The sequence below is a fragment of the Devosia sp. J2-20 genome (assembly GCF_055808475.1).
This window is the reverse complement of sequence record NZ_CM147870.1, coordinates 297,501-311,615: the sequence shown is the minus strand read 5'-3', so window position 1 is coordinate 311,615 and position 14,115 is coordinate 297,501. Positions and strand designations below refer to the sequence as shown.

Genomic DNA, 14,115 nt, shown 5'->3' with positions numbered 1-14,115 from the left:
TGCAGTTTCGTCGCTTTTGCACTGGTCAAGTGTATGTCCGCTCGATAGCCTCCGCGCTCAAGCCTACGGAAAACCATGACCCCGCCCCTCAATCCCCCCGAAATTCACCCGCCCTTTGCGCCTTACAGTCACGGCGTTGTCGTCCCTGCGGGACAGCGACTGGTGTTCTGCTCAGGACAATTGGGCATTGCCGCAGACAAGCATGTGCCCCCCGATTGTGCCGCCCAGACCCGGATCTGCTTTGACAATATCGCAGCCATTCTGCGCGAGGCCGGGATGGGCATGGAGCACATCGTGCGCATCAACGCCTATGTGACGGGGCGGGCGCATCTGGACGATTACATGGCAGTGCGCAATGCGCTGTTCGCCCCACCCTATCCCGCATCCACGCTGATGATCGTTACCGGCTTTGCCCGGCCTGAATTCGTCGTTGAAATCGAGGCCATTGCGGCCGGACCAGCCTGAGGACTACTCGCATGCGTAAAATCTGGTGGACCGACTTTGCCGCCCGCGAATTCGAAAATCTCGATCCCGAAAAGACTATCGCAATCCTTCCAATCGCTGCGGTCGAACAGCATGGCCCCCATCTGCCGGTGGGCACCGACACCATCATCAACACCTCGATGATGGAGTTGCTGGTCGCCAGCGCGCCCGATGAACTCGATATTCGCGTGCTGCCGGTTCAGGCCATTGGCAAGTCCAACGAACACATCTGGGCCAAAGGCACGATAACCCACACCGCGACCAACCTGATCGACGCATGGACCCAGATTGGTCTTGAAGTCGCCCGCGCCGGGGTGCGCAAGATCGTCTTCGTCAATTCCCATGGGGGCAATGAAGAGATCATGGGCATCGTCGCGCGCGAATTGCGCGTGCGAGCGGGTATGCTTGCGGTCAAGAGCGGCTGGCGCTTTATGCCTGACGGCGTGCTTTCCGACCTCGAACGTCGCCACGGCATTCACGGCGGAGATGCCGAGACCTCACTCATCCTGCACTTTCGCCCGGAACTTGTGGATATGGCGCGCGCCGAGGATTTTGGCTCCGTTGCTGCCCGCGACGAACAGCAATTCCGCTATCTCCGCCCCACAGGCGCCTTCGGCCACGTCTATTCCTGGATCGCTTCGGACATCAATCCATCAGGCGCTGTCGGCAACGCGGCCATCGCCACCGCCGAGAAGGGCCAGACTATCGCGCAGGCCAATGTCGCCGGCATGCTCGACATGCTCGCCGAAGTCGTCGCCATGCCCCTGCCCGGCAAACGCTAGCGGGAACCCAAAAAGGAAAAGCCCAGTAAACTCGAATGAGCTTACTGGGCTTTTTTGGTTGCGGGAGCAGGATTTGAACCTGCGACCTTCAGGTTATGAGCCTGACGAGCTACCGGGCTGCTCCATCCCGCGTCAAAGTCGATAACAATGCCTGATTGGCTATCATCGGTGCGGCCCGTGCCGCGACGTGAGGGCTATATAGGGGGAAGCGTTTGATAGCTCAACCCCCAAACGCGCTTAAGTGACGCTTTTTTGACGCCGCGGTTTTTTGCGCCCCAAACCTACCATTCAAGATGAGATCGTTTAATGTGATCCCATCCCGATACCGCACCCGAGATTTGTCACAATGAAATTGAATCCGCTTGGCCGCACCGATCTGCGGGTCACTGAAATTTGCCTGGGCACCATGACCTGGGGCAGCCAGAACACCGAAGAGCAGGGCCACGCCCAGATCGACATGGCGCTTGAATCCGGGCTCAATTTCATGGACACCGCCGAGATTTACGCGGTGCCGCGCAGTCCCGAAACATCGGGGCGGACCGAAGAAATCATCGGCACCTGGTTCAAAAAGACCGGCAAGCGCGATCAGTGGATCCTTGCCTCCAAGATCGCCGGCGGTCCCGTCGATTTCATGCGCGACAATTCCCGCGCCAGCGCCAAGACCATCCGCATCGCGGTGGATGACAGCCTCAAGCGCCTGCAGACCGATTATATCGACCTCTACCAGATCCACTGGGCCTCGCGCGGCAGCTACAATTTTGACGGCTCCTGGAATTACGCCCCGCACACCCAGGATACCGCCGACGTGCTGGCCAATATCGAGGATATGCTCGAGGGACTTGGTGCCTTGGTCAAGGAAGGCAAGATCCGTCATGTCGGCGTGTCCAACGAGACAACCTGGGGTATTGCGCAATGGCTGCGCATTGCCGAGGCTAGGGGCCTGCCCCGCGTGGCCTCGGTGCAGAACGAATATAGCCTGCTGCGACGCCAGTTCGATCTGGACATGGCCGAACTCAGCCACCACGAACAGGTTGGCCTACTGGCCTATTCTCCCCTTGCCGGCGGCTTGCTGACCGGTAAATACCAGGGCGGCGCGGTGCCCCCTGGCAGCCGTGGCGACTATCAAAAGGCGTTCTGGCGCTACAATCAGCATTCCGAGGCAGCCGTCGCCGCCTATCTGGCGATCGCTGCCAAGCATGGTCTGGACCCGGCCCAGATGGCGATTGCCTTCACCCTGACAAAGCCCTTCACCACAGCCTCGATCATTGGCGCCACCAATACCGACCAACTGGCACTGGCTATCGGGGCAGCCGATGTGAGACTGTCTCCCGAAGTGCTCGGCGAGATCGACGCGGTACACCGCCAGTTCCCGCGCACGATTTGAGGCCGTCGCCTTTTTGACGGATCACGCTATAACAAGGGCGAACACGCAATTGCGGGGGCGCCCTTGTCGACCACACTGATCACGACCTTTCTGCCGCTATTGTGCTATCTGACGTACAATATCATCGTGCCGCAGATCGAGAAGCTGCGCCCCTCGCTCTCCACCATCATGAATATGCAGCGGCGGCGCTGGGTGGCCAATGCGGCGCTTCGCGAATCGCCCTTTGATGCAATCCTGTCGGGCAACATCATGGGCTCGGTCAGTTTTCTGGCCTCCACCGCAGTATTGCTGATCCTGGCGATCTTTGCGGTATTCGGGCAGGTCCCCACCTTGATGGCAGCGCTCGACTCCCTGTCACTGGACCGCGTCTATACCTCGCTAGACGTCCAGCTCCATCTGGTCGTCATGCTGATCATGTTCGTGATGGCATTTTTCGCCTTCACCCTGTCGCTGCGCCAGTTCAACCATTTCTGCATCATGCTGGGCGCAGTCGATCACGAGAACGGCGCCTCCGAGGAAGAGATCAACGCCATTTCACGCATGAACTCGCTTGGGGCCCGCAACTTCAACAGCGGCATCCGCGCCTATTATTTCTCGGTCGCAACAGTGGCCTGGTTCGTGTCCGAATGGCTACCGATCCTGGTGTGTGGCCTGACCATTCTGATCCTGGCGCATCGCGAGTTCTTTTCCTCGGCCCATCGCACTGCAGCCTCAGCTGCAGTCATTGCGGCGCGTCGCCAGCATGACAAGGGTGCGGCGGTTTCCGAAACTAAGCAGCGACGCTCTGGCGCACGTCGAGGTGCTGGTGCAGGAAAATCCCCACCTCTTTGAGCACCGGGGCGATCCTGCGCGCTGGGCGACCGAGCGCCAGCAGCGTTCCGGGATGACCAAGATTGGCGTAGTGCCGCTCGTGCACCGAAACACCGACCACCTTCAGGCGCTGCGCCAGCGCGCGCGTGTTGCGCGGATAGACCAGCGTATCCTTGTCACCACTGGCCAGAAACATTGGCGGTGCCGAAGCACTGACGAAATGAATGGGCTGAGTGCTCATGGGCTCGCTGACGGCACCAAACGTGCGCAGCGAGATCGGCCCATCAAATGGAAAAAAGTCATAGGGGCCCGACAGCCCGACAGTACACCGCACCTTCCCCAGCAGACCACGCCGCTTCAGCAAGCCTGGATCCAGCGCCAGCATGACCGCATTATAGGCACCAGCCGAATGCCCCATCAGCGCGAGCCGCTCCGGGTCTCCGCCATGCAAGCCGATATTACCCGCAATCCACTCAACGGCGGTAGCGCAATCATCCAGAAATCCCGGATACTCCACCTCGGGCAGTAACCGATAATCGGCAATCACTGTGACAAAGCCCTGCGCCGCCAGGGCGCGCCCGACAAAATCATAGTGTGCCCGGCTGCCGTCATTCCATGAGCCACCATAGAAAAACACCACAACCGGCAAATTATCCTGCCTGTCGCGTGGCGCGTAGATATCGAGCTTCTGGCGCTCCGCAGGGCCATACGCCAGATTGCGCGCTACCTTGCGAGAGCCTGCATCCTTGGGGCTGAGGCTATTGATGATGCCGAGTATGGAGATGGCCATGATGTCCCTGTTGTATATCTCGGAAGATACGGTCCAGGCGTCAAAATTGTTTCACTGATTACCCATTGATGGCGAACAGATTCACGCACGCTTAAGGCGCTGCGACATATTGTCAGACAATCCTCCGAGCCGGAGCAGAGGGAAACCACGCGTGGACCAGCCAATACTGCGAAAGAAAATGGCCTCGCCAACGGCGTTCGCTGACCCGCGTGTCCCGCTCGACCCTGCCCTTCTGGCGCAGATTGGTCGCTATGACCACGTCACGCGCCTGCCCAATCGGCTACAGTTCATCGAGCATTTCGACAGCTATGCGCAGTCCCGGTCCACTTCCATGCTGGTGTTGATCACGCTCGCGGACGCCAGGCAATACAATGAAACGCTGCGCGCGCTGGGCATGGCGTTTTCCGAAGATTTTGTACGCTCTGGCGCCGACCTGTTGGCGTCGCTGTTGCCCGACAGCGTGACCATCTATCACGTTAGCGTACTCAGCTTCGCGGTGGTCTTGCCGGTCCAGGACAAAACCACATACCCGGCGGTTGCGTCTGAAATTGCCAAGGCATTTACCAGCGCAATTACCATCAACGCCATTCCCATCAAAACCCATGTGGGCGTCGGGCTTGTTCCCCTCAGCGCGGCACAGGGCGCCGCAGAATCTCTGCGCGCGGCGCTGGTGGCCGCTCAGGACAGCCGCAATGCCGCCGATGGCATGGCCTTTTACAACCACAAATCGGACGCTGCCCATCTGCGCGCCTTCCGTCTGCTGGCCGATCTGCCCCATGCCATGGCCGCGACCGATCAACTGGCGCTGCACTACCAGCCCCGCATCAACCTGCAGACCGGCCAATGTCATGGGGTTGAAGCCCTGTTGCGCTGGAACCATCCTGATCTGGGCGCGATCTCGCCCGCCGAGTTCATTCCGTTGGCTGAACAGACTGCATTGATAACCCCGCTGACCGATTGGGTGATGGTTCGCGCCATGGCGCAGAACCGTCAATTCATCGACGCTGGCCATGCCATGCGCGTCTCAATCAATGCCTCGCCCGTCAACCTGTCAGAAGGCGGGTTTGACGAAGTGCTACTGCACCATTGCGACGCCGCTGGGCTGGAACCCCATCATATCGAACTTGAATTTACCGAAGGCACACTGGCTACCAACTCAGCCTGTGCGGTCGAACAACTCGGCCGCCTGCGCGAGGCGGGAGTGGATGTCGCACTGGATGATTTCGGCTCCGGCTATTCCAATCTCTCCTATATCGCTCACATCCCCGCCGATGTGCTCAAGATTGACCAGTCCTTCGTCCGCCCGCTCAAGGAGCCCGGCGATGAGGACTTTCTGCTGCGCCACATCATCTCCATAGCCCAGGGCCTTGGCTTCCGCGTTTGTGCCGAAGGCATTGAGACCGAGTTCGCCTATAGCCATTTGCGTCAGCTTGGTTGTCAGGAAGGTCAGGGCTACTTCATGGCCCGCCCGATGCCCGCTGAAGCGCTGCTCGACTGGCTCGCCGCTCGCCGCTGACACATCTGCAGCTAAATCTGACATTGACATTCACCTAATGAAGACGCTTTATGCGGCCAGCAAGTTTTCGCGTTCTATACGGCTGTCCCAATGCTCGTTTGCCAGTGCAATATGATCACGTCCAAAGAGATTGAGGACATAGTCCTGGATCTCCTGCGCGCCGATCCGTGGCAACTGGTGGTGCCGGCAATGGTCTACAGCGAGCTCAATCGCCGTGCCAAATGCGGCGGTTGCGTGCCGAATGTGGTGGACATTATCGTGCGGGTCACCGAAAACTACCACGCACAGCAAGCCCTTCCCGCCGGCGAACTCGTTTCACTGCAGTCTGGGCTGGAAAAACTCAAGCAGCAACGAAGCGGAGTACGTCGTGAAAGGCGAAGCAAAAGTCATCGAGCGGCTTAACGAGGCCCTCTTTCTTGAACTTGGTGCGGTCAATCAGTACTGGGTTCACTTCCGTCTCCTGGACGACTGGGGCTTCAAGAAGCTGGCCAGCAAGGAACGCGCAGAATCCATTGAGGAAATGCATCACGCAGATCGTCTGATCGAGCGCATCATTTTCCTCGAGGGTCATCCCAATCTGCAGCGCGTTGCGCCTCTGCGCATCGGACAGACCATCAAGGAAGTGCTCGAGGCCGATCTGGCCGGCGAGTACGAAGCCCGCGCCGCCTACAAGGCCAGCCGTGAGCTGTGCGAGGAACTGGGCGACTATGTCTCCAAGAACCTGTTCGAGGCGCTGCTGACGGACGAGGAAGGTCACATCGACTTTCTTGAAACCCAGCTCGAACTGCTCGACAAGATTGGTCCTGAGAAATACGGCCAGCTCAATTCGGCATCTGCCGATCAGGCAGACTGAGCCAATCGCACCAAAGACAATTTCAAACCGCCCGGCCGTGCGCCGGGCGGTTTTGTTTGGGGCCGCAAAGCCCTCAATCGGGCCAGGGTACCAGGGTCAGCTCAGGCCAGAAGGTTAGCGCCCGTTCGCCCTTCTTGGTATGGGCGATGCGATTGTTCAGCACGGGGTTGGGCACCATGCGGAACGAGAACATGTCGTCGAGCCCAAACGGCGCGAAGACCTCGAACTCCCCATCCGCCAGCAATCTCGCACCAACAGCATGGGTCTTGGATGCGTAGCGCCCCAGCATCTCGGAGGACGATGTCAGCGGCGTGAATGGACTACCGAACTTCTGCTCGAACCAGAGATGTACCCGCGCCTGGTTGCGGACCTGCACGGGCACGGGAAGGTGAGCAAAGCGCGCTTCAAGCGCCCTGATCATCTTGTCCTCGGCGCCCCAGCTGAGATCGGTCCCGTCGAAATAGAATACATCTATATCGTTGACCCCGGACAGGGCCGGTCGCCCCGTCAGATGGTTCCAGACCGTGTTGTAGATCGCGCCGGACGTCAGCAACGGATCGGGCAGCGCCAACGCGCGTAGCCCCTCAAGCACATCCATCAGTTCGGGTTGCGACCGCATGATTTGCACCAGCGCCGCGCGTTGCGTCGCGGCATCAGCGCCGGCAAACTTGAGATGATCGCCCATGCCGCAACGCTAGCGCGATTCCCGCGCCAGCGTCAGTTCTCGATGGGCTGGAACATCGCATTGAGTTGCTGCACGATCTGGTCCATCGGCGCGATCGCCTCCGGCAATTGCTCGGGGGCATCGGGCGCGACGGCCACATAGGGCACACCGCTTGGAAAGGCGCCAAACATCTGGAAGAACGCCACCATGTCGTCCAGCACCGGCATGCGCCAACGCCACACCGCACCCATGGCAATCACGGGCTCCATATGGCCAAAGCCTTCATAGTAGCGCGTGGTCACCCAAATCCCGCTATCCTTGAGCTTCTGCGCAAACCGCTCGGTATTCTGCATGCGCACGATCGGGTCGGTGGTGCCGGTCGCCAGATACATGGGCGGGGTCTGACTGGTCACAAGGTTGATCGGCTGGGTGCCTTCCGGGTTCGGCGCACCGCCAAAGGCATTCTGTACCTCGCCATATTCGAAGGGATAGAAGTCATACGGCCCCGATAGCGCCGCCACCCCCAGAATGTTCATGTTCACCCCGTATTCGCGCAGGAATGACGGGTCGAGCGCCAGCATGGTCGCATTGTAGGCGCCCGCCGAATGGCCTGCCAGAAACAGCCGTTTGGGATCACCGCCATAATTGGCAATATTGTCCTGCACCCATTTGAGCGCCTTGGCGCTGTCTTCCAGGAACCCGGGATACTGCACCTCGGGCACCAGACGGTAATCGGCGATCACCGCCACGAAGCCACGCGCCGCAAGGGCCCGCCCCACGAACTGATAATCGCTGCGCTCGCCACGGTTCCAGCCGCCGCCATAGATGAAGAACACCACGGGCGCCGCTGCCCCCCGCGCCTCAGGCGCATAGACGTCAAGCCGATGCCGTGGCCCATCTGCATAGGCAACGCCATCCCCGACCTTGACGGTGCCACCATCCATGGCGGTGGGCAGGTTGAATGGGTCCATCACCGAGAGCGCAAAAGCGGGCACGGGCAGAACGGCCACCAGCAGCAAGAGCGCCGCGCTGGCACGACGAAGTCGGATGATCAGGATTTTCATGAGCTTATGCGTTCGACAAGGAAAGCGGATCGGTAGCGGATAAAACCGAACAATTTGTGGCAGTCCAACCATGGTACGGAAATGGGCGAGGGCAGGCGTCTCGATCGCTGAGACTCGCCTGCCCTCTACTTAAGCAGGTCCAGAGTGTTCCCAAACCGTTACCGTATGGTTAACAGACTGCTAACGTTGAAGGCGCTGCAGCAGGCGCCCGGAAGCGAATCCGTCAGCAGGCAGACCCACCCGGTTCTGATAGGCGATCACCGCCGCGCGGGTCTTGGGACCGATCTTGCCATCGGGCGTTCCGGTATCAAAACCGGCGCGCGTCAGCAGGGTCTGCAGCTCGGCACGCTGCGCCGCGTTCAGCGCAAAGTCCCCGGCCGGCCATGGCGTGGCAAAATCGCCGCCGCCGATAATGCGGTCCGCCAGATGACCAACTGCCAGGGCATAGCTGTCCGAATTATTGTAGCGCTTGATCACATCAAAATTGGGCAGCAGCAGAAACACCGGTCCGCTGGCCCCCGCCGGCATATAGAGCCGGCCGACATCATTGGGTCGCGGGAAGGCCCGCCCCGATGTGCGCTGGATGCCCATGGCCTGCCACTGGCTCAGCGGCGCCCGGTCCATGCTGCGTGCCTTGGCGAAATCGAAACCGCTGGGCAGCTTGACCTCATAGCCCCAGGTCTCGCCGGGTCGCCATTTGAAACTGTTCAGGTAATTTGCCGTGGAGCCCAGCGCATCCTGCACCGAGTTCCAGATATCCTTGCGTCCGTCGCCATTATAGTCGACCGCATAGCGCATGAAGCTCGTCGGCATGAACTGGGTATGACCCATCGCACCGGCCCATGATCCCGTCATGTTATCAGCGCTCACATGCCCGTCACTGATGATGCGCAACGCTGTCAGCAATTCTTCGCGGAAAAAGCTCGTGCGATAGCCGCCCTCGGTCAGCGTGGCCAGCGCATGCACGGTATTTTCGCCCCCCATGAAGCCACCAAAATTGGTTTCCATGCCCCAGATGGCCAGCACGATCTCGGGCTGCACGCCCCAGCGCTGCTGCGCCCCGGTCAGGGTCTGGTTCCACTCCTGCCGCATGGCCCGGCCCTTGCTGGCCTGACCATCGGTGACCCGCTTGGCCAGATATTGCTGCACGGTCTGGCTGAATTCGGGCTGCTTGCGCGTCAGCTCCATCACCTTGGGCTGATAGCTATAGCTGGCAAAGGCTTTCTCGAACGCCGACCGGCTGACCCCGCGCGCTTCAGCCTGTGGCCATAGCGAGCGCACGAAATCGGCGCTATTGGCCCAGGCGGGCGCAAGGCTGCCCAGACTGAGCAGAGCCCCCAGAGCCAGAGCCGACAGGCGGCGAGAAAACGGAACAGTGTTGCCGTCCGCAAAAAACATGACGAGCCTCGTGATACGCAATTTTGCAAAGCTTGCGCCGGCTGTGCCGCAACAGGCGCGTATCACATTATTAACCCACCAAATTAAGAGGGGTTTAAGGCAAACCTCTGTTCGCTTCACAAAGCCGTTAGCCGCTAGCGCTCGCTGCCACCATCATCAGCCTCATTGGGGCCGTCACTTTCCAGCGCCTTGGCGGTGCCCTCCACCTGGGGTGGCATATTGGTGGATTTGGACGGCTTTGATGGACTGGCAGGCGCCACATAGGTGACGTGTGGATAGGGGATCTCGATACCGCGTTCTTCAAACACGCTCTTGATGATCTCGTTATAGGCCCGGCCTGTCGACCACTGCTCACCCGGCACCGTCTTGATGCGCGCCCGCACCGTAATGGCGGAATCGCCAAACCCGGTGACGCCATGCATCTCAAGATTGTCCAGGATATGGTCCTTGTGCTCGGTCTCCATCAGACGATCAAACGCATCAAACATCGCCTGTTTGACCGCCGGAATATCGCTGTCATAGGCCACGCCCATTTCCGAAAGATGGAAGGAGAACCCACGCACCATATTGCTGACCTGAGACACCGAGGAGAACGGGATCAGATGCACGGTGCCGCTCAGGTCGCGAATGGTCACCGAGCGGATGGTGAGCTTTTCCACCACGCCGGATTTGTCACCAACGGCGACCACGTCGCCCTCGTTCATCACATTCTCGAACTGGATGAAGATGCCCGTGATTATATCCTGCACCAGGCTTTGGGCACCAAAGCCAATGGCCAGACCGATGACACCGGCACCGGCCAGCAATGGCGCGATATTGACCCCGATCTGGGCCAGCGCCAGCATCACCCCGAACACCACCAGAGCAATGGTGAAGGCATTGCGGAACAGACCCAGCAGCGTCTTTTCACGCGCTGTCGGTACCGAGCCGAAATTGGGGTTGAGCCGGAACTCGATCCATGACGATACCGCCACATAGAGCACCAGACACACCAGAATGATCAGCGCAGCCGAGATCACCGACCCTGCAAACCCCTGCCCTTCATCGGTACTGATCCAGCCCGCGAAATCAAACACCGACCAGGCCTGCGCGATGGCGAGCACCACGCCCACGATCACCACCCAGCGTACGACCTGCATGACCTTGGGAACGAAGGCCTTCAACCGGGTCTCGAGCAGCGGCAAACGGTCCTTGATGTCGCTGGGCAGGTTGAGCCCGGTACTGACAAAACGGGTAATCACACTGACGATCACCACCCCCACAATAACGGCAAGTACCGACTGCACGGTCGCCGCCAGCATGAAGGGCAATGCCTCCTCGGGATTGGCAAACCACACCACCAGCAGGGCCAGCAGATAGACGATGGCGATTACGTGCCAGGAGCGCCCCAGCGCCACCAGAAAGTGACCCAGGCCGTCCTCACGCTTTTCCGCACGGCTGTTCAGCCAGTTGCGGACATCATCCCGGTTCTGCATCACGATGATGATGGCAATGGTGGCCGCCGTGGCCATGACCAGCACCTTGACCGCCGCGGCCATGGCGGGGGACAGATTGGCTGCCAGTAGCGGCGCGATAAACAGGAACGTATAGCCAATCAGCGAAATGATCCGGCTGATCCAGAAAAACCAATAGGCAGCATTGTCATCCGTCACCGGCAGCATGCGCAGCGCTGGCAGTCGCGGCGCCAATACGGCACGCACCACAAGCTTGGTAATTTCCACCAGCAGGAAAGCATTGAGCAGCAATGACTGGTTGATACCCATCCGGCCCGGCGTCGCGCCGGAAAAGTTCAGGGCCACCACATAGCCGATGCCCCAGGCCAGTAACACGGTACTCAGGTCAATCAGCACAGCGAGCAAGGCACCAACCACACGGCGCAGCCATCCCTTGCGCTCAAGGCCGGCAGCCATGCGGCCGCTCAAGAGATGCGCCAGCATGCGTAGCACCAGATAGCTGCCGAACAGCCCAACAGCCACCAGCAGAACCGGACCGACAACATCCATGAACATCGACAGGCTGGCGCCATCGGTCCCGCTGATTCCGGCCTGCAGATCCATGAACACCGCGCCCAGCGATAGAATGGTGGCCGAAGCCCCTTCGGCCGCTGCCTGGGTATATTCCGCCACCTGTCGGACAATGCTCAGATCCGCAGACGCCGGTTCGCTGGCGGACGCACTCGCTTCGCCGCCCTCTGCCTGCTGCAGCCGCTCGATCAGCGCTGCCCGGGTTTCGTCATTCTCGATGATCTTGATCAGCGCATCGATACTGGCGTCGGTGCTCCCTGTCGCTTCAGAGGCGGTCTCACTCGAGTCCCCAAGCCCCAACAGGCTCGTCTGTGCATGGGCGGGGAACATCAGGGCCAGCAAACTGACGAGAATGAAGAAGTAGCGCATTGACCAACTTTGCATGTGTAGGAGACAGACACGACGAACGGGTTCTGATGTCACCCGCCCCCTCAACGTATCGACCGGGCAGAACCCCGTAAACTCTCAACCTGTGGCTCTGCTGCCAGTGATTTGAGAAACGCGCGCGCACGCGGCACCACGTCGCCCGCGACCGCTTCACGCAATGAACTCAGGGTCCACGGCTCAGATGGAGCAAGCGTAGCTGCTATGGTCGCCCTCTCTCGCTCACGCGCCGCCGACAGGGGCAATTGCCTGGCTGCATCAATCAGCGCCAGCACAGCGTGAACATCCATCATGCTCAGGAAGGCCGCGGACATGGCAGGGGCAATGGCGGGCTCGTCCCGCCAGGAGCGACCGCCAAACAAATCCTGGGTCACCCGCTGACCCGCGCCATGGCAATCAAACTGGACACATCCGCCCATGCCCTGCGCAGATAACGAACTGTGGATGGTGCAGGCATGGCAGCCATCAAGGTTCCGGCACACCTCGCCGGCCGCCTTGTCGAAGCTGAATTTCAGGGAACGATCGAACGCCAGGGCAATGCAGCACAATGCTGCACAGCTGTCGCAGTCGGGTTTCAGCCTGTCCTGTTCCATCTCGGCCTCTCCCCTTGTGCAACCCTCTGAGCACGGCGTTGTTCCAGCGGCCCTTGGCGTTTGTTTTGTTTGTTATTTTGGTTTTTTTGAACGCAAGAAGCCCTCACTGTTTCCAGTGAGGGCTTCTTTTATTCTTTTTCGACATCGTAATGAGATCATACGTTTTTGGCAGACCTTGCAGCGACCTACTCTCCCAAGCCTTAAGACTTAGTACCATTGGCGCGGAGGAATTTGACGGTCGAGTTCGGGATGGGATCGGGTCTTGGGCTCCTCGCAAGAACCACAAGGTCAGCGAAAAACGTATGAGTGAATTCTGGTTATGTTTTGTATTGGACCAACAACTCTCCCATGCAAGGAGTGTTGGTCTGGTGTCTGAGCCGATCATTTCACAGTCTATGCGGACATAGATTAATGAGAACGATCAAGCCAATCGAGCTATTAGTACCGGTAAGCTTCACATATTGCTACGCTTCCACACCCGGCCTATCGACGTGGTGGTCTTCCACGGCTCTCAAGGGAATACTAGTTTTGAAGGAGGCTTCCTGCTTAGATGCTTTCAGCAGTTATCCCGTCCGAATTTAGCTACCCTGCAATGCGGCTGGCGCCACAACAGGTCCACCAGAGATTCGTCCAACCCGGTCCTCTCGTACTAGGGTCAGCTCTTCTCAATATTCCTACACCCACGGCAGATAGGGACCGAACTGTCTCACGACGTTCTAAACCCAGCTCACGTACCACTTTAAATGGCGAACAGCCATACCCTTGGGACCTGCTCCAGCCCCAGGATGTGATGAGCCGACATCGAGGTGCCAAACAATGCCGTCGATATGGACTCTTGGGCATTATCAGCCTGTTATCCCCAGCGTACCTTTTATTCGTTGAGCGATGGCCCTTCCACGCGGGACCACCGGATCACTATGACCGACTTTCGTCTCTGCTCGACTTGTCAGTCTCGCAGTCAGGCAGGCTTATGCCATTGCACTCAGCGACCGATTTCCGACCGGTCTGAGCCCACCATCGCGCGCCTCCGTTACTCTTTGGGAGGCGACCGCCCCAGTCAAACTACCCACCATACGCTGTCCCGGACACTGTTATGCCGCGGTTAGACATCTATGACGATAAGGGTGGTATCTCATCTTGCGGCTCCACACGAACTAGCGTCCTTGCTTCAAAGCCTACCACCTATCCTGCACATGCCGACACAAATGCCAGCGTAAAGCTATAGTAAAGGTGCATGGGGTCTTTCCGTCTGACCGCAGGAACCCCGCATCTTCACGGGGAATTCAATTTCGCTGAGTCTATACTGGAGACAGTGGGGAAGTCGTTACGCCATTCGTGCAGGTCGGAACTTACCCGACAAGGAATTTCGC

The 14,115-nt window shown here is 59.3% G+C and carries 13 protein-coding genes, 1 tRNA gene and 2 rRNA genes (1 of these 16 cut by a window edge); 7 read left to right on the top strand and 9 right to left on the bottom strand.

The features are described from left to right. Positions 1-75: 75 nt before the first annotated feature. Both AC0L37_RS01570 and AC0L37_RS01565 read left to right on the top strand, forming a co-directional pair. Positions 76-465, top strand: coding sequence for a RidA family protein (locus tag AC0L37_RS01570; RefSeq protein WP_282222181.1), 390 nt, complete (start codon positions 76-78; stop codon positions 463-465). Positions 466-476: 11 nt separating this feature from the next. Beyond that, on the top strand, positions 477-1,265 hold the full coding sequence (locus AC0L37_RS01565; protein WP_282222182.1) for a creatininase family protein: 789 nt from the start codon (positions 477-479) through the stop codon (positions 1,263-1,265). Between the two features lie 55 nt (positions 1,266-1,320). On the opposite strand, the gene AC0L37_RS01560 is transcribed toward AC0L37_RS01565, so the two are convergent. Continuing rightward, a tRNA-Met gene (locus AC0L37_RS01560) sits at positions 1,321-1,397 on the bottom strand. Between the two features lie 214 nt (positions 1,398-1,611). Between AC0L37_RS01560 and AC0L37_RS01555 the strand changes: the two genes are divergently transcribed. Next, positions 1,612-2,649: an aldo/keto reductase gene (locus tag AC0L37_RS01555; RefSeq protein ID WP_282222183.1), complete on the top strand. Its 1,038-nt coding sequence runs from the start codon at positions 1,612-1,614 to the stop codon at positions 2,647-2,649. A gap of 63 nt (positions 2,650-2,712) precedes the next feature. Beyond that, complete coding sequence (locus AC0L37_RS01550; protein ID WP_282222184.1) at positions 2,713-3,480, top strand: DUF599 domain-containing protein; 768 nt, start codon at positions 2,713-2,715, stop codon at positions 3,478-3,480. On the opposite strand, the gene AC0L37_RS01545 is transcribed toward AC0L37_RS01550, so the two are convergent. After that, positions 3,419-4,249: an alpha/beta hydrolase gene (locus AC0L37_RS01545; RefSeq protein ID WP_282222185.1), complete on the bottom strand. Its 831-nt coding sequence runs from the start codon at positions 4,247-4,249 to the stop codon at positions 3,419-3,421. The two genes, AC0L37_RS01550 and AC0L37_RS01545, sit on opposite strands and share 62 nt — an antisense overlap. Before the next feature lie 178 nt (positions 4,250-4,427). Between AC0L37_RS01545 and AC0L37_RS01540 the strand changes: the two genes are divergently transcribed. The 3 genes from AC0L37_RS01540 to bfr all read left to right on the top strand — a co-directional run bounded on the left by AC0L37_RS01540 (position 4,428) and on the right by bfr (position 6,618). Further along, positions 4,428-5,765, top strand: a complete 1,338-nt coding sequence (locus AC0L37_RS01540; RefSeq protein ID WP_282222186.1) for a putative bifunctional diguanylate cyclase/phosphodiesterase — start codon at positions 4,428-4,430, stop codon at positions 5,763-5,765. 111 nt (positions 5,766-5,876) lie between these two features. Continuing rightward, a complete protein-coding gene (locus AC0L37_RS01535) occupies positions 5,877-6,167 on the top strand; it encodes a (2Fe-2S)-binding protein (RefSeq protein ID WP_435905433.1) in 291 nt (96 codons plus the stop codon). Further along, a complete protein-coding gene (bfr, locus tag AC0L37_RS01530; protein WP_212656730.1) occupies positions 6,133-6,618 on the top strand; it encodes a bacterioferritin in 486 nt (161 codons plus the stop codon). Before AC0L37_RS01535 ends, bfr begins: the two co-directional genes overlap by 35 nt. Before the next feature lie 73 nt (positions 6,619-6,691). Here bfr and AC0L37_RS01525 read toward each other — a convergent pair whose 3' ends face one another. The 7 genes from AC0L37_RS01525 to AC0L37_RS01495 form a co-directional block, all read right to left on the bottom strand. Continuing rightward, the gene (locus tag AC0L37_RS01525) at positions 6,692-7,303 is read right to left on the bottom strand and encodes a nucleotidyltransferase family protein (protein ID WP_282222187.1); all 612 of its coding nucleotides are present in this window, start codon (positions 7,301-7,303) and stop codon (positions 6,692-6,694) included. A 32-nt stretch (positions 7,304-7,335) separates the two neighbouring features. After that, positions 7,336-8,346 (bottom strand): alpha/beta hydrolase, encoded by a 1,011-nt coding sequence (locus tag AC0L37_RS01520; protein ID WP_282222188.1) that lies wholly within the window; start codon positions 8,344-8,346, stop codon positions 7,336-7,338. 180 nt (positions 8,347-8,526) lie between these two features. Beyond that, positions 8,527-9,744, bottom strand: a complete 1,218-nt coding sequence (locus AC0L37_RS01515; RefSeq protein WP_212656728.1) for a lytic murein transglycosylase — start codon at positions 9,742-9,744, stop codon at positions 8,527-8,529. A gap of 134 nt (positions 9,745-9,878) precedes the next feature. Beyond that, entirely contained in the window at positions 9,879-12,137 is a 2,259-nt protein-coding gene (locus AC0L37_RS01510; RefSeq protein ID WP_282222189.1) for a mechanosensitive ion channel domain-containing protein, read from the bottom strand. A 62-nt stretch (positions 12,138-12,199) separates the two neighbouring features. Beyond that, positions 12,200-12,745, bottom strand: a complete 546-nt coding sequence (locus AC0L37_RS01505) for a hypothetical protein (RefSeq protein ID WP_282222190.1) — start codon at positions 12,743-12,745, stop codon at positions 12,200-12,202. 172 nt (positions 12,746-12,917) lie between these two features. Beyond that, positions 12,918-13,033 (bottom strand): 5S ribosomal RNA (rrf, locus tag AC0L37_RS01500). A 129-nt stretch (positions 13,034-13,162) separates the two neighbouring features. Then, positions 13,163-14,115 (bottom strand): 23S ribosomal RNA (locus AC0L37_RS01495); it runs 1,767 nt beyond the window's last position.